The 24,988-nt window shown below is 38.7% G+C and carries 25 protein-coding genes; 19 read left to right on the plus strand and 6 right to left on the minus strand.

Features of this window, described 5'->3' with window-relative positions; all coding sequences use genetic code 11:
• Window positions 1-139 precede the first annotated feature (139 nt).
• The 16 genes from ACOVQ4_RS16200 (at window position 140) to ACOVQ4_RS16275 (ending at window position 15,669) form a co-directional block, all read left to right on the plus strand.
• Window positions 140-1,084 (plus strand): formylglycine-generating enzyme family protein, encoded by a 945-nt coding sequence (locus ACOVQ4_RS16200; protein WP_421821666.1) that lies wholly within the window; start codon window positions 140-142, stop codon window positions 1,082-1,084.
• A gap of 206 nt (window positions 1,085-1,290) precedes the next feature.
• Window positions 1,291-2,604, plus strand: a complete 1,314-nt coding sequence (locus tag ACOVQ4_RS16205; protein WP_421821667.1) for a Gfo/Idh/MocA family protein — start codon at window positions 1,291-1,293, stop codon at window positions 2,602-2,604.
• Window positions 2,605-2,989: 385 nt separating this feature from the next.
• Entirely contained in the window at window positions 2,990-3,442 is a 453-nt protein-coding gene (locus ACOVQ4_RS16210; protein WP_421821668.1) for a hypothetical protein, read from the plus strand.
• A gap of 256 nt (window positions 3,443-3,698) precedes the next feature.
• The gene (locus ACOVQ4_RS16215; protein ID WP_421821669.1) at window positions 3,699-4,409 is read left to right on the plus strand and encodes a Bax inhibitor-1/YccA family protein; all 711 of its coding nucleotides are present in this window, start codon (window positions 3,699-3,701) and stop codon (window positions 4,407-4,409) included.
• A gap of 90 nt (window positions 4,410-4,499) precedes the next feature.
• Window positions 4,500-5,921 (plus strand): neutral/alkaline non-lysosomal ceramidase N-terminal domain-containing protein, encoded by a 1,422-nt coding sequence (locus ACOVQ4_RS16220; protein WP_421821670.1) that lies wholly within the window; start codon window positions 4,500-4,502, stop codon window positions 5,919-5,921.
• 371 nt (window positions 5,922-6,292) lie between these two features.
• Window positions 6,293-6,661 (plus strand): NADH-quinone oxidoreductase subunit A, encoded by a 369-nt coding sequence (locus tag ACOVQ4_RS16225; protein WP_095161391.1) that lies wholly within the window; start codon window positions 6,293-6,295, stop codon window positions 6,659-6,661.
• Between the two features lie 87 nt (window positions 6,662-6,748).
• Window positions 6,749-7,297, plus strand: coding sequence for an NADH-quinone oxidoreductase subunit B (locus ACOVQ4_RS16230; RefSeq protein WP_421821671.1), 549 nt, complete (start codon window positions 6,749-6,751; stop codon window positions 7,295-7,297).
• Window positions 7,298-7,358: 61 nt separating this feature from the next.
• Window positions 7,359-7,859, plus strand: coding sequence for an NADH-quinone oxidoreductase subunit C (locus ACOVQ4_RS16235; RefSeq protein WP_421821672.1), 501 nt, complete (start codon window positions 7,359-7,361; stop codon window positions 7,857-7,859).
• A 52-nt stretch (window positions 7,860-7,911) separates the two neighbouring features.
• Window positions 7,912-9,147, plus strand: coding sequence for an NADH dehydrogenase (quinone) subunit D (nuoD, locus tag ACOVQ4_RS16240; RefSeq protein ID WP_421821673.1), 1,236 nt, complete (start codon window positions 7,912-7,914; stop codon window positions 9,145-9,147).
• Between the two features lie 107 nt (window positions 9,148-9,254).
• Window positions 9,255-9,749, plus strand: coding sequence for an NADH-quinone oxidoreductase subunit NuoE (gene nuoE, locus ACOVQ4_RS16245; protein ID WP_421821674.1), 495 nt, complete (start codon window positions 9,255-9,257; stop codon window positions 9,747-9,749).
• A 34-nt stretch (window positions 9,750-9,783) separates the two neighbouring features.
• Complete coding sequence (locus ACOVQ4_RS16250) at window positions 9,784-10,821, plus strand: phytanoyl-CoA dioxygenase family protein (RefSeq protein ID WP_421821675.1); 1,038 nt, start codon at window positions 9,784-9,786, stop codon at window positions 10,819-10,821.
• Window positions 10,822-10,876: 55 nt separating this feature from the next.
• Window positions 10,877-12,217 carry an NADH-quinone oxidoreductase subunit NuoF gene (gene nuoF, locus ACOVQ4_RS16255; RefSeq protein ID WP_421821676.1) on the plus strand — a complete coding sequence of 447 codons (1,341 nt, stop codon included), beginning with the start codon at window positions 10,877-10,879 and terminating at the stop codon, window positions 12,215-12,217.
• Window positions 12,218-12,308: 91 nt separating this feature from the next.
• A complete protein-coding gene (locus ACOVQ4_RS16260; RefSeq protein WP_421821677.1) occupies window positions 12,309-13,325 on the plus strand; it encodes a 2Fe-2S iron-sulfur cluster-binding protein in 1,017 nt (338 codons plus the stop codon).
• 50 nt (window positions 13,326-13,375) lie between these two features.
• Window positions 13,376-14,542 carry an NADH-quinone oxidoreductase subunit NuoH gene (nuoH, locus tag ACOVQ4_RS16265; RefSeq protein WP_421821678.1) on the plus strand — a complete coding sequence of 389 codons (1,167 nt, stop codon included), beginning with the start codon at window positions 13,376-13,378 and terminating at the stop codon, window positions 14,540-14,542.
• 40 nt (window positions 14,543-14,582) lie between these two features.
• On the plus strand, window positions 14,583-15,101 hold the full coding sequence (locus ACOVQ4_RS16270; RefSeq protein WP_421821679.1) for a NuoI/complex I 23 kDa subunit family protein: 519 nt from the start codon (window positions 14,583-14,585) through the stop codon (window positions 15,099-15,101).
• A 58-nt stretch (window positions 15,102-15,159) separates the two neighbouring features.
• Entirely contained in the window at window positions 15,160-15,669 is a 510-nt protein-coding gene (locus ACOVQ4_RS16275; protein ID WP_421821680.1) for an NADH-quinone oxidoreductase subunit J, read from the plus strand.
• A gap of 264 nt (window positions 15,670-15,933) precedes the next feature.
• Here ACOVQ4_RS16275 and ACOVQ4_RS16280 read toward each other — a convergent pair whose 3' ends face one another.
• Window positions 15,934-16,761, minus strand: coding sequence for a hypothetical protein (locus ACOVQ4_RS16280; RefSeq protein WP_421821681.1), 828 nt, complete (start codon window positions 16,759-16,761; stop codon window positions 15,934-15,936).
• 487 nt (window positions 16,762-17,248) lie between these two features.
• Here ACOVQ4_RS16280 and ACOVQ4_RS16285 point away from each other — a divergent pair, with 487 nt between their 5' ends.
• Window positions 17,249-17,686, plus strand: coding sequence for a hypothetical protein (locus ACOVQ4_RS16285; protein ID WP_421821682.1), 438 nt, complete (start codon window positions 17,249-17,251; stop codon window positions 17,684-17,686).
• 18 nt (window positions 17,687-17,704) lie between these two features.
• Window positions 17,705-18,187 carry a hypothetical protein gene (locus ACOVQ4_RS16290; RefSeq protein WP_421821683.1) on the plus strand — a complete coding sequence of 161 codons (483 nt, stop codon included), beginning with the start codon at window positions 17,705-17,707 and terminating at the stop codon, window positions 18,185-18,187.
• 133 nt (window positions 18,188-18,320) lie between these two features.
• Here the strand turns inward: ACOVQ4_RS16290 and ACOVQ4_RS16295 are convergent, their stop codons facing one another.
• From ACOVQ4_RS16295 to ACOVQ4_RS16315, 5 genes are all read right to left on the minus strand, one after another.
• Window positions 18,321-19,892, minus strand: a complete 1,572-nt coding sequence (locus ACOVQ4_RS16295) for a phosphatase PAP2 family protein (protein ID WP_421821684.1) — start codon at window positions 19,890-19,892, stop codon at window positions 18,321-18,323.
• Between the two features lie 213 nt (window positions 19,893-20,105).
• Entirely contained in the window at window positions 20,106-21,107 is a 1,002-nt protein-coding gene (locus ACOVQ4_RS16300) for a hypothetical protein (RefSeq protein ID WP_421821685.1), read from the minus strand.
• Window positions 21,108-21,195: 88 nt separating this feature from the next.
• A complete protein-coding gene (locus tag ACOVQ4_RS16305; protein ID WP_421821686.1) occupies window positions 21,196-22,296 on the minus strand; it encodes a hypothetical protein in 1,101 nt (366 codons plus the stop codon).
• Between the two features lie 109 nt (window positions 22,297-22,405).
• On the minus strand, window positions 22,406-22,954 hold the full coding sequence (locus ACOVQ4_RS16310; RefSeq protein WP_421821687.1) for a hypothetical protein: 549 nt from the start codon (window positions 22,952-22,954) through the stop codon (window positions 22,406-22,408).
• A 347-nt stretch (window positions 22,955-23,301) separates the two neighbouring features.
• A complete protein-coding gene (locus ACOVQ4_RS16315) occupies window positions 23,302-23,841 on the minus strand; it encodes an NUDIX hydrolase (protein WP_421821688.1) in 540 nt (179 codons plus the stop codon).
• Between the two features lie 196 nt (window positions 23,842-24,037).
• Here ACOVQ4_RS16315 and ACOVQ4_RS16320 point away from each other — a divergent pair, with 196 nt between their 5' ends.
• Window positions 24,038-24,895, plus strand: coding sequence for a DUF2911 domain-containing protein (locus ACOVQ4_RS16320; protein WP_421821689.1), 858 nt, complete (start codon window positions 24,038-24,040; stop codon window positions 24,893-24,895).
• Window positions 24,896-24,988 lie beyond the last annotated feature (93 nt).

Genomic DNA, 24,988 nt, shown 5'->3' on the forward strand with positions numbered 1-24,988 from the left:
AATCACTCAATAACCATAGACAAACTGTGAGGGTCTGTTGGGTAGGTGTCGAAATAGAAGGAGTATTTTAGTAAAGTATGTTTCTATATATGTTATAGTTATCTCAATTTAATATTGACTATCAACCTTGTAATTTTCTATGAAAAAAACTCTTTTGACCTTGAGCTTATTTACCGCTGTTTTTGGTATCTCCAAAGCTCAAAACTTCCAATCTTATGAAAAAACAATTCCTAATACTACTGTCAAATTTAAAATGGTAGCGATTCCAGCGGGAGAATTATCCATGGGTAGTCCAGAAAGCGAATCGGGACATGAGCCCGATGAATCACCACAAGTGAAGGTAAAACTTTCAGCTTTTTGGATGGGTGCTACTGAAGTGACTTACGACGAATATCAACTGTTTTTTGAGGAGGAACGTGACCCTGAGCCAAAGCCTGATGCCATTACTCGTCCTAGTCCACCTTATATAGATTTTACCTTGGGCATGGGTAAAGTAGGAGGTTTTCCTGCTAATTCGATGCAGCAGTATGCAGCGCTGATGTATTGCAAATGGCTTTATCATAAAACAGGAATTTTCTATCGATTACCTACCGAAGCCGAATGGGAATATGCTTGTCGTGCAGGGAGTAAAACTCGTTTCTTTTTTGGAGAAAATGAAAAAGACCTTGCTCAATATGCTTGGTATGGTGCCAACGCCGAAGGACATTATCATCGAGTAGGTGAAAAAAAGCCCAATCCTTGGGGATTATATGATATGTTGGGCAACGTAGCCGAATGGACAATGGACCAATACGATGAAGGATTTTATCAAAAACTGAGTGCGGGACAAGAAAATCCTTATTCCGAAAAGTTAAAGCGCTATCCGAGTACAGTGCGAGGAGGCAATTATAAAGATGAAGCGAAAGAATTGCGCAGTGCTAATCGCTTGAAATCCGACCCTATCTGGAATCGTCGCGACCCACAAGTACCCAAAAGTAAATGGTGGAATGCCGATGCGCCTTTTGTAGGATTCCGAATTGTACAACCTTTACAACAACCTTCGGCAGAAGAAGTCGAAGCCTTTTTTGCAAAAGTATTAAAGTAGGGTGTAAGAGAACAGGAGCATAGGAAATTGCCATGGTGCTCTGTCTTGTGATAAAGCTCTTAAACTATTGCGGATTTGGGATGTCGGATTTCGGAAATATGAAAAATTACCTTTATTTTCTATAAAAAAGTATCATACAATTCCCAAATCCAACATCCCAAATCCAATATTAAAATACCTCTCATTTTCTAAAACTAATGCTAACTATGAGTCAAACTAGACGCGATTTTGTTAAAAGTACATCGCTAATTACTGGAAGTTTAATTGCTACTCCGTTTTTGTCGGAAGCAAGTATGTTTAATAGTCTTGTCGACGATACCATCAAGATTGCCTTGATAGGTTGTGGTGGACGTGGTACGGGTGCCGCTATTCAGGCATTGAGTACCAAGCAAAATGTGAAATTGGTTGCTATGGCAGATGCCTTCCAAGACCGTTTAGACAATTGCTACAAAGAAATAACAGGCGATGATTTTGAGAACTTGAAATCAAAAATTGATGTCCCTGCCGACAGACGTTTTGTGGGATTTGATGCCTATCTAAAAGCAATTCCTTTGGCGGATGTGGTTATCTTGACTACGCCTCCAGGATTTCGCCCTTTACATTTTGAAGCCGCTGTGAACGCAGGTAAACATATTTTTATGGAAAAGCCTGTTGCCACAGACCCTGCTGGTGTACAACGAGTACTAGCTGCTGCCGAAAAAGCAAAAGCAAAAAAACTAAATGTCGTTGTAGGTTTGCAACGTCATTACCAGACTTCTTACCGTGAGCTCATGAAGCGCCTTCAAGATGGTATGGTGGGAGATATTGTATCTGCTTCGGCTTGGTGGAATAATGATGGTGTGTGGGTAAATCCAAGAAAAGCGGGTCAAACCGAAATGGAATATCAAATGCGTAACTGGTATTATTTTAACTGGTTATGCGGCGATCATATCACTGAGCAACATATTCATAATATAGATGTAATCAACTGGGCTAAAAACTCTTATCCTGTCAAAGCTAGAGGAACGGGCGGTCGTGAGGTAAGAAAAGGAAAAGATTATGGCGAAATTTTTGACCACCATATCGTTGAGTTCGAATATGCCGATGGGACGATTCTCAACTCTCAATGTCGCCACATTAAGGGGACTTGGGCAAAAGTTGATGAATTAGTAGTGGGGACAAAAGGTAAAATTATGTTTGATGCAGGACATATTACCGACTACAAAGGAAATACCTTGTTTAAACATAATGGTAGCAAAGACCCTAACCCTTACCAAGTAGAACATGACGAATTGTTTGAAGCAATCGCCAAAGGACAATATAAGTTTGCTGATGCCGAAAACGGAGCTAAATCAACCATGACCTCTATTCTAGGAAGAATGGCTACTTATTCGGGTCAGGTAATAACGTGGGACAAAGCCATTAATTCAGGCTTAGACCTTGCGCCAAAAACATTTGCTTGGGATGCCGATATGCCACTCAAACCAGATGCAAATGGTTTGTATCCAGTAGCAGTACCCGGTAAAACGAAGTTTGTGTAGTTTGTAGCATTGAGCCATTAGCTTTCGGATTTTTGTCGAAAGCTAATAGCTTAAAATTTAAGGCTGATACTGTTTAGGTAAGTTGGTATGCACAATAAACTTAAATTTTTTAGCCTTTGGCTCTCAGATATCGGCATTCGGCAAAAAAAATGCTATCGTTACTAAAAAAACATTTAATACTCTTTGCCTTATGCCTGTTGCCTAGTGCCTAAACACATAACTTAAATCTTATTTTGCATGATTACTTATCATTAATTAGTTTACATCTAGTCTCCTCAAATACCCTATGAAGTCAAAAATATGTATGCTCTCGATATTGCTAACTTACAGTCTCATGGTAAGGTCGCAAAGTAATAACCCTTTCAAGCTAGACTTATTAGTTGGTATGGCAAAATCATCCTCATCTTTCGGAGGAGGCATTTCCATCGAACCCAAATATTGCTTTAACGATAAGGTATCTGTAGGACTTAAATTTGAATCATCTAATGCCTATGGTAGTATTTCTTCAACAGGTCCAATTATTTCAGGCCCCATAAATAGCGTATCTTCTTATTTAGTCACATCCGAATATTGTATTGGAAATTATGTGAGACAAAAACGAACTCGACCTTTTTTGGGCGTCGGCTTTGGTATTTATAACGCAATTTTTGAGGCAGAAAATGCGCAACATAAATATGATAAAATGGGAGCTTCTCTAAGAGGAGGACTTGACATTAAACACTTCAGATTATCAATAGAACAAAACTTCATTTTGTCTTCTTCTCAATATGAACTAAATTTTCTTACACTAAAGATTGGTATCACAATTGGAAGTAGGAAAAAATCGATTCCCGAATAATTGATAGATTGTGATGGAGCTTTTTATATTGTTAATATGATTGTAAAAAAGAGTTTTGAAATAGCACAAGTATTACATTTCTCGTTAGTAATGAATCAATTCTTGTTAAATTTTTGGCAATGCCAACGAATTTTAGTAACATAGTGTCCTCAGAGATAAAATTGAATCTTATGTTACATTATAGGTACTTTGTAGAACTTACAATACTGCTTTTGTAATCTTAAGATTCGTATTACAATCTAATTACAACAAACGTATGCAAAACAATCAGTATTCACCTTATTATTCACAAGAGGCTGTTCAGGCTGAGCAGGCTCGTTATATGACCAAAGTATTTGGTTGGATGTCTTTGGCTCTCATTGTTACCGCGGCGGTTTCTTTTGGTGTAGCAAGTACCCCTCAAATCGTTGAAATTATTTTTAGCAGCAAGTTTACCTTTTATGGATTGATGATAGCTGAAGTAGGGGTTGTGTGGTGGTTATCGTCGCGTGTAGCCACTATGTCGGCTACTTCTGCTACTGTTTGGTTCTTTCTGTATTCGATTTTGAATGGATTAACACTTTCGGTAATCTTCTTTATATTCACTGCCGACTCGATTGTATATGTATTTGGTATTGCTGCTTCCATGTTTATGGTGATGGCTGCTTATGGATATTATACCAAAAAGGATTTAACCTCATGGGGAAGCTTACTATTCATGGGTGTTATCGGTTTAGTAATTGCGGGTGTTGTTAATATCTTCTTGCGAAGCGATATGTTTGGTATGGTTATCAGCTCTATTGGCGTGTTGATTTTTGTAGGCTTAACAGCTTATGATACTCAAAAAATCAAAGAAATGAATATCATCGGCAACGAAGGCACAGACGAAGATCATAAAGAAGCTATCATGGGTGCTTTGACTTTGTATTTAGACTTTATCAATTTATTCTTATATCTACTTCGTTTACTCGGAAATAGAAGAGATTAATACAAAAGCATTTTTCTTGAAACTCCTCATCTAAATTTAGGTGAGGAGTTTTATTTTTGAGAAAAGTGTAAAAGTGTATTTGACCTATTCATGAAAATACGCTCAAACACTTATTGGTTTAATCACAAACTGCTCATGAAGATTTTCAGAAATATTATTTTAGGCTTCTTGGCGCTAATTGTAATAGCTGCTATTGGGACTTTTACGACGGTAGACAGAACAGAGTTACACCAAACCGAGTTTTATGCTCAAATGCAAAACTGGCTGGCTGACTATACACCCGATACCGAGCCCCAATATGATTCGGTATATGTAGGTTGGGCAAAAGTAAACCTAACACCCTCACAGCCATTGGCTACGGCAGGGTATGGCAATCGCGATGGCAAACCTTATCAGAGCGTGCATGATTCGATTTATGTACGAGCTATGGTATTTGATAATGGTCGTAAGTTTGCGATGGTTTCTTGTGATTTGCTGATTATTCCGCCAGAGGTACGTTTGAGTTTGCAAGATAGATTGGGTAAAATTGGCTTCTCATGGGAGCACGTGTTTATAGGTGCTACACACACGCACAATAGCATAGGTGCATGGGGTAAAAATGCCATTGGAGAACTTTTTGCTGGAAAATATCACCCCGAAGTGGTGGAGGACATCGCCAACAAAATTGTCAAGGCTATCCAATTAGCGGATGCAAATACCACCGCTGCCGAAATAGGTTATGGTCAAATAGACACGCCAGAGCTAGTTTTTAATAGATTAGTTCATGAAAAAGGTACGGTAGACCCGACTGTACGATTATTGAAAATTCACAAAGACAATGGTCAAAATGCTTTGATTTGTGTGTATTCGGCACATGCTACCACGCTCAACGCTGATAAAATGGTTTTGTCAAGAGATTATCCTGGCGTCTTGGTGGATAAACTCGAAAAAGATCAAGCCGATTTTGCCATGTTTATGGCTGGCTCTGTTGGCAGTACTGGTCCAATAGGAGAGGAGATGAAAGATGATTATGCTCAACTCAATCGTATGGCCGATGGTCTTTATCAAAAAATCGCCAAAATTAATCCACAAATAAAAACCGCGCTTGTGGATAACCTCCATGCCTCGGTGATTCCGTTGTCGATGCGCGCCCCGCAGGTGCGAGTGTCGCAAGACCTACGTTTTCGTCCTTGGGTATTTCAAACATTTTTTGGAGAATACCCAGCCGAAATGAAAGTATTTCAGTTGGGGAATACCATTTTTGTAGGTACTCCCTGTGATTTCAGTGGCGAATTGATGCCAGAAGTTCTAAAAACAGCTCAGGCTCAACATCTAAATCTTATGGTAACTAGTTTTGATGGAAGCTATGTAGGATATATCACAGAGGATAGCCATTATGATTTGAATAGTTATGAGACTCGGGTGATGAACTGGTATGGCCCTCAAAACGGGCAATATTTTCAAGAAATTATCAATAGTATTTTGATAAAAAATGCACCATCCGTCAAGATACAAGAGCCAGAAGAAAAATGATTTTAGTGTTTGGCTATTTTACGAATAGATTTCCGGAAAGAAAGACAGATATTAAATCCATGTAAACAAAAGTTTTGTCTAATTTAGAATAATTCTGAATTAGCTGAAATCCTGAAAAACATCTAAGTAATCATGCTCAAGCACAATAATTCCGTTGCTTTTTCAGGTAAAAAAAACACTTCATGTAAATTTTTATCAGTAAATTGCGACTTGATTTCTGAAATTGTTGCTGTGCGACCATCAAAAAGCTGTGATAGCAAAAACAATCTCACAACGAGCTAAATACAAGTCTCTCATTTATAATATATTGACAAAAAGCACCGAGAGAAAAGCGCCGTTGTAGGCAAATTTCAAAACTTAAAGACAAAGAAATGAACTATCAACCATCAGACTACCTTCCGATTATTGTCCAAATAGGGGCAGCACTTGCATTCATCGTACTGACAATGGTGGCTACACACTGGTTAGGGCCAAAGAGACATAGTAAAGCCAAAGATGATGTTTTTGAATGTGGTATCGAGTCAGTTGGAAACGCTCGTACGCCAATTTCTGTAAAATATTTTTTGGTAGCTATTCTATTTGTGCTTTTCGACGTAGAGATTATTTTTATGTATCCTTGGGCTGTAAATTTTAAGACCTTAGGATGGGACGGCTTCTTGGAAATGGTAGTTTTTATGGGTCTTCTTTTAGCAGGCTTTATTTATGTATTGAAAAAAGGAGTGCTTGACTGGGAAAAATAATTCTCAAAGCCTCTTTCTCTATAAAACCTTCTACCTCAACAACTAGTTAGGTAGAAAGACATCAAATATTATTAATTGAATAAGACAATGAGTGATAGAATAATAAAGACAGTAGATGCCCCACAGGGACTAGAAGGTCAAGGATTCTTCGCTGGAAAACTAGATGACTTGGTTGGTTTGGCAAGAGCAAATTCACTTTGGCCTTTACCATTCGCTACCTCATGTTGTGGTATCGAATTTATGGCAACCATGGCTTCGCACTATGACTTAGCTCGTTTTGGTGCAGAACGTCTTTCTTTCTCAGCACGTCAAGCCGACGTTTTGATGGTAATGGGTACCATTGCTAAAAAAATGGCTCCAGTTGTAAAACAAGTGTACCTTCAAATGGCCGAGCCTCGTTGGGTAATCGCAGTGGGCGCTTGTGCTTCTTCTGGTGGTGTGTTTGATACTTATTCTGTTTTGCAAGGTATCGACCGCATTATTCCTGTCGATGTGTATGTGCCAGGATGCCCTCCTCGTCCAGAGCAAATCCTTGATGGTTTTATGGAAATTCAGGAGCTAGCCAAATCAGAACAAAGAAGAAGAAGAGAATCGTCTGAATACAAGGCATTGTTATCTTCTTATGGTATTGAATAGTTTATAGTAAAACCTATAACTAAAAGCCCTTTTTCATTAGTCTATCATTTCAGCGTTTACAATGACAAACGAACAAATTGCTCAAGACTTAGTAGCAAAATTTGGAGAAGATAAAATTTATGGAATTATGGAGAATTACGGTCTTTTGAACGTAACCACTTCTGTAGATACTATCGTACCTCTTTTGCATTATTTATATCAACATCCCACTTTCAAGTTTCAATTTCTTACCGATTTAGCGGGTATTCACTTTCCTGATGCTGTAGGTCAAGAATTTGGCGTTATCTATCACTTGCATAGCCTCGAAAATAATGTACGATTGATTATTAAATTGTATGTTCCGCTCGAGTCTCCTAAAGTACCAACCATCACAGGGCTTTATGCTACAGCAAACTGGATGGAGCGTGAAGCATTCGATTTTTATGGAATTATTTTCGAAGGACATCCAAATCTTATCCGCATTTTGAATGTAGAAGATATGGACTACCATCCTATGCGAAAAGAATACCCAATGGAAGATGCTACTCGTCAAGATAAGATAGATTCTTTATTTGGAAGGTAATAATTGATCACTATCGGGTTGCTATTCGGTAGCTCATTCACCCAAGCGAAATATGTCAGATGTTGCTTTAGTGTCGAGTCCTAATGTAGGAATCGCCAAATCAGAAGAAAACAAAAAATATGTTAATGAGTTGACCACCCTCAACCTTGGTCCTACTCACCCTGCCACTCATGGTATTTTCCAGAATATCCTTACCATGGATGGGGAGACTATCATCGATTCTGAACAAACGGTAGGATATATCCACCGCGCGTTTGAAAAAATTGCTGAACGTCGTCCTTTTTATCAAATCACAACGCTTACCGACCGTATGAACTACTGTTCGTCACCTATTAATAATATGGGTTGGCACATGACTGTAGAAAAACTGTTGGGTATTGAGGTGCCTAAAAGAGCACAATACATGCGTGTGATTATGATGGAGTTGGCTCGTATTGCTGACCACATTATTTGTAATTCGGTACTCGCTGTAGATACTGGTGCCATGACAGGTTTCTTGTACGTAATGCAGTGGAGAGAGCATATTTATGAAATTTACGAAGAACTATGTGGAGCTCGTTTGACTACCAACATGGGGCGTTTTGGTGGGATGGAGCGTGACTTCTCTGCTGAAGCAGTTCGTAAAATCAAAAATTTCCTAAATGATTTTCCTAAGGCTCTCAGAGAATTTGAAAGTTTAGTAAAACGCAATCGTATTTTCATGGATAGAACTACAGGTGTGGGGGCTATCTCTGCCGAAAGAGCGTTGAACTATGGATTTACAGGGCCAAATTTGCGTGCTACAGGAATTGACTATGATGTACGTGCTATGAATCCTTATTCTTCTTATGAGGATTTTGAGTTTGATATTCCTGTGGGTACTACTGGCGATACTTATGACCGCTTCTTAGTTCGTGGCGAGGAAATGTGGCAAAGCTTGCGTATTATCCAACAAGCTATGGACAATCTTCCCGAAGGGCCTTATCACGCTGACGCTCCTCATTATTATTTGCCTCCAAAACAAGAAGTATATCAAAATATGGAAGCGCTTATTTATCACTTCAAGATTGTGATGGGTGAAATTGATGCTCCTGTAGGCGAAGTATATCATTCTGTAGAAGGAGGAAATGGTGAATTAGGTTTCTACCTTGTTTCAGATGGTGGTCGTACACCTTACCGTTTGAAATTCCGTCGCCCTTGTTTTATCTATTATCAGGCTTTCCCTGAAATGATTAAAGGTTCAACACTTTCAGATGCCATTATTACCATGTCATCAATGAACGTGATTGCGGGCGAGTTGGATACCTAAGATAAGTCCATTTCAAAAACATCGACCCAATAGTTTTAGTAGAAATATTTAGTTAGAAGCGAAAAGGAGTCTTCAAAAGTATTCCTTCCGAAATACTAATACCGAACATGACGAACATACAAACCGTTCAGTTTCCAGCCGATACGTTGGAGAGGGTACACAAAATCATCAAACGTTATCCAGAAGGTAAACAAAAGTCTGCATTACTTCCAATTTTGCACTTAGCGCAAGCCGAGTGGCGTTGGTTGAGTCCTGAAGTAATGGATTACGTAGCTGGTTTATTAAATATCAAACCTGTAGAGGTTTATGAAGTAGCTACTTTTTATACGATGTTCCACCTTGAGCCTGTAGGCGAGCATGTAATTGAATATTGCCGTACAGGCCCGTGTTGCCTCATGGGCGGTGGCGAAGTTTACAACCACTTGAAGAAAAAGTTAGGCGTAGAAACAGGCGAAACAACAGCCGATGGCAAGTTTACAATCAAAGAAGTAGAATGCCTTGCAGCTTGTGGTTGGGGGCCTGTATTCCAGATTCGTGAGCAATTCTATATGAATTTAACAACTGAAAAGGTTGACGAAATTATTGAGCAACTTTCAAAATAACCATACTAAACCAATTTAGTAAACACCTTTAACAATGATAGCTTTTTTGAAAAATACCTTTAGACGACCTTATCACTATTTGAGACATTATGTGGCTCATCAAGGTCCTAATGATTTTGACCATGACACTTTACCTCTTGTAGATAGGGATGTTTCATTGGATGAAGTAATTGCTAAAGCTCAAATTACAGGCAGTTTGCCCTATGATTTAAAAGAAAAGCTTTCATTTTGGAGAGAAAATGGTTATGTGGTATTAGAGAATGTTTTACCTACCCAATGGTTAGATAATTTATGGAATGAGGTAGAACAAACTATCGAAAATCACGAGCAGTATGATATGACAGCCTTGGTATATCAATTTAATAATACTAAGGATGCCAAGTTGAAAGATATACCTAAAGATAAATTGAAAAGTATAGGTGCTCGTATTAACGACTATCACAATGCCTCGATTGGTGCGAAAAAGGTGATGACTCATCCCAATATTGTGGCTTTTTTGCGTGCGGTATTGGACAATGACCTTACTGCTTTTCAAAGCTTAATTTTTAAGTATAGTAGTCAACAAAGTACACATCAGGATTATCCTTGGGTTACATCAGGTATTCCGAGTCATTTGGCAGCCGCTTGGATTCCCCTAGAAGATGTCCACCCTGATTCGGGTCCTTTGTTCTATTATCCGGGTTCTCATAAATTACCGAAGTTTCATTTTGGAGTAACTGGTATTTTGTACAAACACGGTTTGTCACTATTTAGCCCAGACCAATTTGGTAAATATTTAGATAAAATATGTGCTAAGTTTGGCATTCAAAAGAAAGTACTTTTGATCAAAAAGGGCGATATTTTGATTTGGCACGGAGCACTTGCACATGGCGGTAGTCGTATTAATAATGCCGAAATGACACGTAAGTCTTTTGTTTGCCATTATTCTACGGTACAAGCGCAACCGAAGCATCGTGCAGAACCGAAAGATGTGTCTCCAACAAGTTATTATAATGGGGTAGCTATTTATGCAAACCCTGCAAATTTGGCACAAGAAGATATTATTTCACAAGGGAAAGATTGGACAGAATAAGCACTTTCGACTTTTCTTGAAAAACATTTCATGCTTTAATGTATTTTTTAATCACATGAAAATATTAACCCAACATATTGATGTACCTGGTATTGAAACCATCGACGTTTATCGTAAACATGGTGGATACTCAGCGGTAGAAAAAGCCCTCAAAACAATGGCTCCAGACGAAGTAACTGAAGAAGTGAAAAAATCTGGTTTACGTGGTCGTGGTGGTGCTGGTTTCCCTGTAGGAATGAAGTGGTCATTTTTGGCGAAACCAGAGGGTGTACCTCGCTATTTGGTTTGTAATGCCGACGAATCAGAGCCTGGTACGTTCAAAGACCATTATTTGATGATGAAATCTCCTCACACGCTTATCGAAGGTATGATTGTATCTTCTTATGCGCTAGGAGCAAATACTTCATACATCTATGTCCGTGGTGAGTTGATGTATGTGATCAACATCCTTGAAAAAGCTATTCAAGAGGCTTATGATAAAGGTTTGTTGGGTAAAAATATTTTAGGCTCTGGCTATGACCTCGACCTGTATGTGCAACCTGGTGGTGGTGCTTATATTTGTGGCGAAGAAACAGCCCTGTTGGAGTCTTTGGAAGGAAAACGTGGTAATCCACGCAACAAGCCTCCATTCCCTGCGGTAAAAGGTTTATACCAATGCCCTACCGTAGTTAATAACGTAGAATCAATTTCTGCTACTTCTTGGATTGTAAACAATGGTGGCGAAGAATATGCAAAAATAGGAGTAGGCCGTAGTACTGGTACCAAATTGATTTCAGTATCTGGACACGTACGCAAACCTGGTGTTTATGAAATTCCTCTAGGTATTACAGTCGAAGACTTTATCTATTCTGATGAATGGTGCGGTGGTATTCGCGACGGACACAAACTCAAGGCAGTGGTTGCGGGTGGTTCGTCGGTGCCTATCTTACCAGCAGAGTTAATCCTCAAAACAACTAATGGCGAAAACCGTTTGATGACTTATGAGTCATTATCCGATGGTGGTTTTGCTACAGGTACGATGTTGGGCTCGGGTGGTTTTATCGTAATGGACGAAACTACTTGTATTGTGCACAATACCCTCACATTTGCTCGTTTCTATCATCATGAATCTTGTGGTCAATGTTCGCCTTGCCGTGAAGGTACAGGTTGGATGGACAAGGTAGTTCATCGTATCGAACATGGAAAAGGTCGTATGGAAGATATCGATTTGTTGGTTGATGTTGCCAAGAAAATTGAAGGAAATACGATTTGTCCTTTAGGTGATGCAGCAGCCTGGCCTGTAGCGGCAGCAATTCGTCACTTCCGTGATGAGTTTGAATGGCACGTAAAACATCCTGAAGAAGCTACTAAGCCTGGTGCAGTGTTTATGCGTGAAGGTGCTAGTTGGACATTGTAAAATGGATACAATTTTCCTATAAATAAGTCTTTTAAATTTGATAATTGAAGGTAAAAACGATTAAATTATCAAATCTTCAAATAAGAGAACAATGAAAGTAACTATTGATAACATTACTATTGAGGTAGAACCGGGTACCACTATTATGCAGGCCGCTCGTCAGATTGGTGCACATGTGGCTCCGCCTGCAATGTGTTACTACGAACCGCTGAAGGGTTCGGGTGGTAAATGCCGTGCTTGTCTAGTGAAGGTAACGGCTGGTTCTGAAAAAGACCCTCGTCCTATGCCCAAATTGGTTCCTTCTTGTATTACTCAGGTACAAGATGGTATGATTGTAGAAAATACGACAAACCCTCAGGTTCTTGAGGCTCGTAAAGGTGTAGTAGAATTCTTGTTGTTGAACCACCCACTTGACTGCCCTATCTGCGACCAAGCAGGAGAGTGTCATTTACAAGATTTTGCTTTCGAACATGGTGTTTCTAAAACTCGTACTATCGAAGAGCGTAACACGTTCGAGCCACAAGATTTAGGGCCATACATTCAATTAAATATGAATCGCTGTGTACTTTGCTATCGCTGCGTGTACACTGCAGATCAAGTTACTGAAGGCCGTGTTCATGGTGTAATGCATCGTGGCGATCATGCCGAAATTAGTACCTATATCGAGAAAGCGATTGATAACGATTTTTCAGGAAACGTGATTGATGTTTGTCCTGTTGGTGCTTTGACTGATAAAACGTATCGTTTCAAAAACCGTGTATGGTTTACTAAGCCAGTAGATGCTCACTGTGATTGTGGAAAATGCTCTGGTAAAGTAACCTTGTGGTATCGTGGCGATGAAGTAATTCGCGTTACGGCTCGTAAAAACGAGTGGGGCGAAGTACAAGATTTTATCTGTAATACTTGTCGTTTTGAGCGTAAGAAAACTTCAGATTGGACTATCGAAGGACCAATGAAGGTAGCGCGTCATTCTGTGATTTCAGCTAACAAATATGGGGCAAGCTCTATCAAACCTGCTTTCCCATTGAAGCAAGCTGCTGAGCAGTACAAACAAATCGACGATAATCGTGACCGCTCTTTCCTAGAGCCTCAAAAGCAGTTGAAATAATTTTTGTCGCTACTTTCAACAGTAGTCAATAGCACTAATATTGTATATTCATGGAACTTACATCCACAGTATTTACCGCAAAAGCCATATATGTAGGTGTTATATTTGCTATCACCTTGGGCGTGGCAGCGTACTCTACTTATTTCGAGCGTATTTTTGCTGCCTTCTTTCAAGATCGTGTTGGACCAGATAGAGCGGGTCCATTTGGTATCTTACAGCCTCTTGCCGATGCTGTTAAGATGTTTATGAAAGAAGATTTTATTCCTGCTAATTCAAGTAAATGGCTCTTTATCCTAGGCCCATGTTTGTCGATGTTTACAGCACTTATGACTTCTGCTGTAATCCCTTTTGGCGACACAATCGACTTGGGTAATGGTGTTAAATTTGACTTGCAAGGTATCGACGTAAACATTGGTATTTTGTGGGTATTTGGTATCGTATCACTCGGTGTGTATGGTATCTTGGTAGGTGGTTGGGCCTCTAACAACAAGTATTCTTTGTTAGGTGCTATTCGTGCTGCTTCTCAAAATATCTCTTACGAATTAGCAATGGGGCTTTCTATCATCTCTATTTTGATGATGACAGGCTCTTTATCAACTAAAGCAATTGTTGAAGCTCAACAAAATGGTCATTGGAATATTCTTTACCAACCAGTTGGATTCGTTCTTTTTATTATTTGTGCTTTTGCAGAATGTAACCGTACGCCATTTGACTTACCAGAATGTGAAACTGAATTGATCGGTGGTTACCACACAGAGTATTCTTCAATGAAACTAGGTTTCTATCTATTTGCAGAATATATCAATATGTTTGTATCGGGTGCAGTAATGGCTACTTTATATTTTGGCGGTTATGATTATCCTTTTTACGAAACAGTTCTAAATTCGTTTGGAGAAAATGTCGCTAATTTGATTGGGTTTGGTGCATTAGTGGGCAAAGCATTATTCTTCGTTTTCGTGTTTATGTGGGTACGCTGGACTCTTCCACGTTTCCGCTATGACCAATTGATGAGTTTAGGATGGACTGGTTTGATTCCTATTGCTATGTTTAATGTCGTATGGACTGGTCTTATCATTCTGTTGCCAGCAGAATTTAATCTTTCATCTTTGGCATCTTTTGGTATTGCAATTGCAGGTATTCCAGTATTGCTTGCTGGTTTGTATATTTATCATTCAATTGCTGGAGATAAGAAAAAGAAAACAGCGTTGGCTCGTTAATCCCTAAAAGCCTTCATACCCTAACTTTTCCTGACTTAGTATGAAATTAAGTAATAAAACGAAAGTATTAGAACAAGAAGAATTAACGCTAGCAGAGCGTATCTACTTGCCAGCGATTGCAGGTGGGATGTTAACTACCCTCAAACACTTCTTCCAAAAGCCAGTAACAATTCGTTATCCTGAGCAAAAAAGATATTTAGGCCCTGTTTACCGTGGTCATCATATCTTAAAAAGAGATGAAAACGGAGCTGAACGTTGTACAGCTTGCGGACTTTGTGCGGTTGCATGTCCGGCTGAGGCTATTTCTATGGTAGCCGAGGAACGCAAAAAAGGGGAAGAAAACTTATACCGTGAGGAGAAATACGCCAAAGTATACGAAATAAATATGCTTCGTTGTATTTTCTGTGGACTTTGCGAAGAGGCTTGTCCAAAACAAGCAATTTTCTTGCGTCATGATAAAATGGTACCAGTTTTCAACGATCGTAACGAAGTGATTTTTGGTAAAGATAAACTCGTGGAGAAAATGGATGACCGTTATCTACGTGATGGTTGGAAATAAAAAACATTTATAGATTTAATCGCATAAGGTATTTTGTACCTGTTTAAATTCGAAAAATATGCAATTTTGGTACTTTCTTACAGCCCTTACGTTAATTAGTGCGTTAATGGTTGTTCTTTCCAAAAACCCAATTCACAGTGTATTGTATTTGGTGTTTACCTTCTTTTGTATTTCAGGACACTATGTGTTGTTAAATGCGCAGTTTTTGATGGCAGTGAATATCATTGTATATGCTGGGGCAATCATGGTTTTATTCCTTTTTGTAATTATGATGCTGGACTTGCGACGAAACTCGCCCGATTCAAAAACAAATTTGACCAAGTTGGCTGGTGCTATTGTTGGAGGTACTGTATTAGTTATCTTCATTGCAGCAACTCGCAAGATTAACTTGGGTACAGGAGCTGATAATGCCCTGTATAATTCTCAAACAGGTATGGTTGAAAATCTTGGTAAACTTTTATACCGTAACTATCTTTTACCTTTCGAATTAGTATCTATTTTGTTCTTTGTGGCAATGGTAGGAGCTGTAATGTTGGGTAAACGAGAAGCAGGCGAGAGAAATTTCTAAGAAGAAACTCATGATTATTCCAATAAATAGACGTCATCAAGGATTTTGACATTAGAATGATTTGATAGATTTCATCAAAAAAGCGGCCGAAATTTGTTTTTCGACCGCTTTTTTGATGAAATCTATCAAGATATTACTGTGCCTATTGCTGGGATGAAAATTTTAAAATAGGCATTAGTCACTAAAGAGAAGCCAACTCTGGCTTATTAGTAAAAAGTATGTTTTGCAGTTTGTATATCTAGGATAAGTTAAAATGAAAACTTTTTAGAAATCATAACCTATCGAAAGCCCTGTTACATTTGCTTTGGTAGATGGCTGGGAAACTCCTTTTAGCGAATCGGTAGAGCCTAAGTTGAGCCTTTCGTAGCGAATCTTAATCGTAAGTTTTTTAAATTTGGCCGCCGCCTCTATTGATGGCGAAAGATGTTTTGATAAATTAAATTCTGTATTGGGAGCAGTAAGGTTTTTTTCATCCGTTTTTAATTTCGAGATAGCTGGATAGCTTACCCCAATTCTTAAGGTTAGCTTCACCTTAGATTTGCTAGTGTAGTTAAGTTTTGCCCCTAAAGCTGGCGAAAGAAATTTGTACTTTTCTTCAAACACTGATTGTTCTCCTTCTTGTCCATATACGAGTGAACGAGTCCAAATTTTGCCTTCCAAGCCAATAAATGGTTCAAGGCTTATATTTGTACTGTCGCTCAACTTAAAAGGTACACCAGCGTCAATATTAGCATAAAAACCTGATAAGTTGGCTTTGGGCTGGCTGTACATCGGGTTTACACTTGCCGAGTAAGGAGGACTAGTTTTGTAATCGCTAAAGTTGATGCTCAAAGCACCACCACCAGACTGGGTGGCATAGGGTTTGTTTATATTTTTGTAAGCACCTAAATCAAGGTTTACATTTAATTTACTTGAAGGTTTTAGCTCAAACTTTACTCCCGCCTTACCGGTGGTATAGTTTTCAATCCAATTAAACTGTTCGAGGGATACTTGAGGTGTGATAGTCAATGGCTTTGAGTCATCCACGGACTGAGCGATAGCACCAGTGCTAGCACCTCCCAGTAGTAAACTTACAAGTAAAGCCTTTTTCATGTATTTCTTTTTTGTTTGAGTAATAAATCGTGTTGACTACTGACAGACGATACAGTAATCCTGCAATAACAAATGGAAGTTTTGTGTTTTAGTCACAAGGCAAAGCGTCTTACACGTTTTTTTAAAACGATAGCTATCTTCTTGCCGAATGCCCAAAGTTGAAAACCGAAAGCTCAAAAATTAAATTTTATTTTGCTTACTAATGTAATAACTATATTGAGTCTATATTATAACACAAAGTTGGAAAAAATATTTGATACTTTGTGTTAAAAATTCTTAAGTGTAGATATAGACATTGATTTTGGTTAAATTGATTCCTTGTAATAGCTTGAAAAGCCTTTTTAAATTTGGAAACGCAGGTCTTAATCCTTAGTTTTACTTAGATATTTAATAAACCATTTTGTAAAAGCATACCTGTTTAAAATACGCATTATGAATATTTTAAGCATTTCCTTTCAGGAAATTACATCAAAACCAAATAAGTATATTGGAACCGTCAAACAATAATCTATTGGGAAAAAAGCCTACCGTTTATTCTGATTATTTATCATTATATGATCAGTATGGAGCGCTGGCTTATGGGGTAATTCTTCAGATTATTCCAAACGAACAACTCGCACAGGAGGTGCTGGTGTCGTTATTTAGTTCTGCATCTTTGCAAGGATGCAATGAAAACGTGGTTAATAAAACCATTTGTATTATACGAAATGCAAGAGCAAAAGCCGTTGAATATAAATCAAAGTACGCTAGCTCTACTTCTCCACCAATTAACGAAGGGCAGGTTTCGGAAGATACTCTTCCTAAACTTGTGTTTGAATTATCATTCAAACAAGGCTTAAAGCCCGAAGTGATTGCCGAAAAACTCAATATCACAAGAGAGAGAGTATTGAAGGCTTTCAATGAGTATTTTAAACTATTTCGTTAATCCTAATTTTGAAGCAAATTGAATACGCAAACATACATAGAAAGTGGTGTACTGGAAGCATATCTGTTGGGCGTGGCAAATGAGACTGAGCAACAGCAGGTAGAGCAGTATGCTTTCGAATTTCCTGAAGTAGCCGATGCCCTAAGTCAGCTTAGTGTCACAATAAATCAACATTTTATGGCACAAGCTATACCACCTCCTCCTGCTATCAGAGACAGGCTGAAATATAAAGAGGATGCTAAGGAGGTAAAAAAATGGGACTTTACTGAGCAAACAGGCAACTATCAAACCAAACCTAAAGAGGAGAATACTTACCTTGAGGTCGAATATGACAATACACACATAAAGGTTCATAAGTTTTGGCGCCCTGCTTTTATCGCAGTGTTTATATTGTCAAAAATATTTTTGATTTTGGCAGTATATTTTTATTTCAAAGCAGATTCTTTGATAAAAGAAAATACTAAACTACAACAAGAAATAGAGCTTAAATCAAAGCATTAGCGAAAACAAAACACCTGCCCAGAATTTCTAGGCAGGTGTAGTTCACTAACCATTTATTTTGTCTTTATTTAGAGGTTAAATCACCACCTGTCTTCCCAAGGACAGGTGATTTTTTATACTTCAAATTTCATTGTTATTTTGCACCATCTTGTTGCCCACGAGCTACAGCTTTATCTCCTACAAGTTTTCCGTATTTCAGGCCATATTCACAATCCATTCGATAGTGAATTCCACCCATCAATCGTGACATTGATGCCTCAGAAGCCATAGCACTGAATTTTGCTGCATCAGATGGGAATAGAAACCCCAGTACGGTAGCCGCTGCCGCTGAGAAAGTTGAGTGCCCCGATGAATAGGCAGGGAAGTTAGGTACTCCCGTCAATGTTTTGATACTCGGGTCAGCTTGGCTCGGACGAGGGAAATAATAGTAGGTTTTGGTATACCAGCAACTAATAGCAGCATCCATCATGGCGGTATTTAGCAAGGCCAAGTTACGTGCTGCACGAAATTCTGATTGTTTTTCTGCTACAATATATTTTTCTGCAATTGCATTCCAATGTCCCGGAGGGGTATAAGTTCCAGCACCATCAGCCCAGAAATGAACAATGGCAATATTTTCGCGCGATGCTTTAGTCGTTACGTATTCTTTTACTTCAGCTACCTGTTTTTTGAATTCTGGAGAATTATAAGATAAAGGTGGGTACTGAATACTCAATTGTTGTAATTCAGGGTTGGTCATATTCCAAGGCTTTACATTACCAAAGAAAGGAAGCATTGGGGGGCGAGGGGCGTCCTCTAGCGATTTCCATGCTACTTCCCCTTTTTCTTCTACACGTTTTGCCAAACTATCCCATTGTGCCTTTACACCAATTGCATTACGCATACCATCTGAACTGTATCGAGCCAAAATTTTTGTGGCAATAGCTTTTCCTAATTTTTCACCAGCTTCAATATCTGAACGGGTAGAAGCACCAGCCCAAAGTTTAAACCATTTTTGCTCTTCTTTCTTTTTGTATAAAAATAAAGTATCTTCTGTTGAAGGGAATAGGCGTTTCATAAATTCATAAGAAACCGCCGCCATAACAGCATCCTCCGAAGGGAATGATGGCAAGGTAGACTTACTCACAATAACTGGGGTAATGTTGGCATCTACCTGATAAGGAGCTTTTCGTTTATACTGTTGTTTGTAAGCCATTGCAGCAACCAAGGCATCATACTGAGCTACAGATACATAAGCGTAAGCACGTGATGCATAAGGAGGATTAGCAAATGGGAAAATTGGGTCGGCATTAGGATTTGCTGCATTCGGAATAGGATATTCACCTGTGGCGTTTTCGGCAGGAGGGAGGTTACGTTTAGCCACCAAACTACGCATAATTTGATTCCAGCGCAAAATTCCGCCTCCAGCCCAATAGCGAATAGCTAGGCGTTGTTCGTCACTAATATTGCCCATTGCAGCCTTTACTTCTTGAAGTTCTTTCTGATAATTAGCAGAACTTACGTCTTCAGGTGCAGCTAGGGCTACTTCTGTAGCTGTTTGTAAAATATAGGGCTTCCAATTACCCGCATCGGCATCAATCTTGGTAGGTACAAGAGTTTCTAATTCTGTTCCATCTTTATCCAAACTTTTTTCGCATGCCCAAATAACTACTAATGCTACAATTGCTGCAATAAGTTTTTTTATAGATATGAATGAAGATTTCATAATTCAAAAATTTCAATGATTAAGGAATATTTTAATGATAAAGGGTTTAGCTACGGAAAGGTCTATTTCAGTAATTTGATTTTGGAAATACCTCCTCTCATTTTCAACAGTATTTGGTCAAAATGTTAGAAGTATCCACATTCCCGAAATCACATAAACATATCTGTAGTAGATTTTATCCTTTATACTGGGGAAGTTCGGGGCGTTTCAGTGCTATTTATGCCCGTCTTTATGTTCATCTGTCGACATATTTCCTGTATGATTCGCATCGCCCGGACGGCAAATTGGTCCTGTTGGAATACCTCCACCTCCTTTGTTTTTACGAAGGTCGATATATTGAAGAATGCTAATAGAGAAAGTAGTTGATTTGCCTACATTTCTACCTGCTACAATCTGACCAACTGTTCCCATAATTTGTAGGTCTTTCAATTGTGGGATACGATAAGCAGCAACCAGACCAATGCGTGTAAAGTCCATTTTGGCACATAATCCTGGCATGTCATTTCTACGAATGTCGATATCGCCATTGACGATATTTTGCTCATAGGTAGCTTCCAATTGCCAACGATAGGAGTAATGCCCAAATTTACCTCCAAAATTTACTACATCTGGCATCATCATTTCATTAGTAAAATAGGCTTGGTCAGAAAAATACATTTCACGGTCTACACGAACATTACTACGATGTGTATAAGTGCCTTGTGCTGTAATGGCCAATTCATGTGGAAGAGTATAATATAGAATTCCACGGGTGAAAAGTGTCTTACTTTGCATACCAATAGCTAAGGGTAAATAGTCGGCCACATAGTTATTGGTAGGTAAAGAACCACCCACAGAACCAATTACTGATAAGTTTTTGATTTGAGCGATTCTATATTTCAAGGCCAATGTAAGGTCTTGGACTCCACTCATACCTTTCAAAGTACCTTTGGTTGCTTCGGTTTTGACATACGGAAGCATGAATAACACATTGAAACGGTCAGAAATACCATAGTTACCCATGGCTGTAATAGTTTGGGTATTTACATTACCTAGATTTTTATTCTCTCTAAAAAGGGTGCCTTCCCAATATTTGTTCCATGTATCGTGTGTATAGCCAATACCTCCACAAAAATTGTTTTTGGCCATAAAAATACCGTCAGTCATATTTTGAGCTATCAAGTTCGCTGACGTAAATGCTAAAATCCCTGATAATAGTAAAGATTTGAATTTCATATTTCTTAATATTTTAATGCTACTTTCTAACTAAAGTGGGGTTTGGAGGTACATCTCATGGATGTACCCCAAACCCATTAAATAGAGTTTAGAAGCGATGAGAAAGGGTTGCTGAAATAAAGTAATCTGCAAATGCAGCATCGCCGTGCTTACCATATTTCAAGTCTGCTACACTCTTAATTCTGTTGCGAGTTGTAGCAATTGGTACTGTTAGAGCAAATGTATTTTTCCCTTGTGAATAAATAAGTCCAGGCTCTACTGAAATAATATAGCCCGGACGACGAAAACCTTCACTTTTGCCGAAAACGTCGTGTGCTGGAACTCCCTCAATTCGTCCACCAAAGCTAACAGCTAATCCTGCTTTTGGAAGTAAAGCATAGCTTGCTCCAACTCTTGCAGCAAACTGATCTGCCACTGAGTGATATACGACGATTTCGTTAGCCGCAGCTTCTTTAGAGACTGCATTCAGCGTGTTGTTTACATTGCGTGGGTTGAACAAATAAAATCCGTTGAAATAAAGTGTGGTTTTTGGGAATAATTGTTGATAACCTTGAATTTCGATATTTGCGCCCCAACCTCCATCACCAAGTTGGATTGATTGGTCTACAGCTTTTGTAAGAAGGTATTCTTTTCCTTCTTTGTCTAGTTTGTGAAATTGGCCTTGCACATTTGAATTACCCGTTGGGGCTTTTACGCCAAGTCCTAAAGCAATATTGCCTTTTGCATGCTCTAGCGGATCTAAGAGCCAATAGGTTGCTGTTAGACGCATATCGCCGATGCCTGTTGATTTGGTATCAAAATATTGTGAGTTGGCGGCGGTATTTCCATAATGCTCATATTTTGACGCACGTACATTTACAGCAAATGGAATATTGAGCGCAAAACTCAAGCGACTGTTGTAGGCATAAGAAATACCCAAATCAAAGCCTTGAGAATCATTAATTACTTCGGTATTATTTAAGGCTCTTTGAGTTTGCTCTTCTGTACCCACAAAATGTCTGTGAGAATGTAGATTTCTAAATCCTAGCGAAACTTGCCATTGACCTGGCTGTAACATCGACGAAGAGCTTGTACCACTACCTGTTGAGCAGCTCATGTGACGAACCGCTACGCATCCTTGTGAAAAATTTTTAAAATTTATTAGAAAAATACAAGAAATGACAACTGCGATTGAGTAGATTTTTTTCATACTATGCTGAATTTTAGAGTTTTGTATGGACATAGGAGTACTGTTGGATATGTTTTATCCAAGAAAGTACAAGCATGAGTGAATCACTCATACCTACAAACCGTAAAATTTAGCAGTGCCGTGGAGGGGGCGATTGTGTATCTACAGAACGAACTTCTGGTGTGAATACATGAGTAGTGTTTTGACGTGGTTCGAGCCAGTCAATAATGAATACAACATGCTTCTTGTCTGAAGCCATGTATTCCTTGAGGAAATTTTTAAGTAATTGAGAAGATGATTTTTTCGAGAAGTCACCAGCTTTTTCGCTCACATGTTCGTTGACGTGCGAAGCAAGGCTTGAAAATCGTTGATTGGCCGATTGGTCTATTTTACAAACCGTGTAAAGCGTATCATTGACTAGTTTTTGAGAAACCATACGATAATGTGTATCTCCTTGTCTAATTATACCGCTTACTTTTCTGGCAGTAGACCAGTCGGTTTGATAAGGGAGTGATAATGGCATTTTGAGCAACACATAATCATCTTTCCCAGCGATTGGTTGAACGGTATGTGCAAATGAATCTTCCGCTCTATTGGTTTCAAACCAATAGACTACCGAATACCCCATCATATTATAAAGAAGGAGTCCTACGAGTAATATGGAAAGAATGCGTTTCAAGAGATAGATTTTTGCACAATGATTCTAGAACAAATTTAATGAAAAATAATACAAAAAAATCACTGTTAAATTCGATTCTTAGGAATGTACAAGTTTTAAAGGGTACTTGATGGAGATAAAACTCGTTTATTGGATTGTTTCTATCAGCAAGCATGAGTCATCCCGAATTTTTAGGATTGGGATTATTCTCCCACTTTTTGATGCTACTATGTTAGATATAAATGACCTCAGACACAATCATTGTGTATCTACAGATGGAGTACAAATTTTCATATAATCATACACCAAAGCGCTAAATTTAGGATGACTCATTTTTTTTAATAGTTTTAAAACTGAAATTTTCATTTTCAAATTTCCAAACTTTTTCTAGCCATTCGCATAATCGATTCGCTATTGTTAAGATTAGCTACTTCAGCAATAGCTACCCAAGCCAAATCTTTTGATTCTGAACTCACAATCAATGGTTCGTTTTTATCAGCTTCTATCAAAAAACGAACATCGTAATGATAGTGCTCTGGCTCGGTTTTACGAGCTGGAATGATATGAACATCAATATCGAAAATCTGCGGAGATATGGCCTTTACAGATGTCAAACCTGTTTCCTCTTCCGCTTCGCGTAAGGCTACTGCCAATACATCAGGATCACCATCGCAATGCCCGCCTGTCTGAAACCACTGATTCAATTTGTGATGATGTGTCAATAAAGTGTGTTTACGTTCGGCATCGACAATCCAAGCCGAACCTGTAACGTGACCAATCAATAGAGTGCGTTCAAAACAGTCTGGTTGTGGGTTAACAAACTCACAAATAGCCTGATAGTGTAGTTGTTCAGTGGAATCGGCAGGCGTGTATTGCTCTAGCAGTTGAAGAAGTTGCTTTCTGTGCATGAAATAAGGATTTTAATTGAGACTACAAAGTTGAGGATATTCTGTTGTGATAGCAAGCGTAATGTGCTCAGAGTTACAATCTCATCAATCTTACATAGCTAACTTTCTAAGCATTTGAGCGAAAAAATAGTCTATCTCCACGAAAGACTTTTAGCTTTGTATTCAATTTATTTCAACCATCATTTTTACTAAACTCATGAAAAAATTCCTCTTAGCTTTACTTGTATCTGGCTCGTTTGCAGCCTCGGCTCAATTGCGTTTGCCACAGCCTAGTTCGGCGGCATCAGTGTCTCAAACTGTTGGTACCACTGATATTGCGATCAAATATTCTCGCCCAAATGTGCGTGGTCGTGAAATTTTTGGAGCTTTGGTTCCTTATGATAAAGTTTGGCGTACAGGTGCTAATGCGGCAACACAAATCACTTTATCGAACGATGTAACAGTAAATGGTCAAAAATTAGCTGCTGGAACGTATTCTATCTTCTCTATTCCTTCACAAAGCGAATGGACTTTGATTTTTAACAAAGATATTACAGCTTCTGAGCAATCGTATAGCCAAGAAAAAGACGCTCTTCGTGTAAAAGCTGCAGCAAGCGGTATTGCCAAAGTTGAATCGTTCAGCTTTGATTTATCGGATATTACGGATAGTACAGCCAACTTGAATTTTTCATGGGCTGACAAAAAAGTATCTGCTAAAATTGGCGTAGAAACTACCAAAATGATTGAAACTGCTATTGCGAAAGCAACCACAGACAATGCAAATACAATGAATAATGCAGCGAACTTTTTGTTAGGAAAAGGTAAATTGGAACAAGCCTTGAAATTGGCTAACTCGTCGGTTGGAGCAGTAGAAACGTTCAGAAATGTATGGACAAAAGCTCAAATTTTGGCTAAAATGAACAACTTCGTAGAGGCGGTTCCATTGGCACAAAAAGCGCTTGAATTAGGTAAAAGCGACGCAAACTTCGGTTTCTTCAAAGATGCAATCGAAAAAGGCGTAGCAGAATGGACTGCAAAACTTCCAGTAATGAATCCTATCAAAAAGAAGAAATAGATTCTTTCTAATTTGAAAATTTGGTGATTTGAAGATTTTCTATCCTTGGCGAGTGTCGCACTCGACAACTGGCGGCAGCACAGCAGAACACTT

Source organism: Flectobacillus sp. (genome assembly GCF_049240685.1).
Lineage (GTDB): Bacteria > Bacteroidota > Bacteroidia > Cytophagales > Spirosomataceae > Flectobacillus.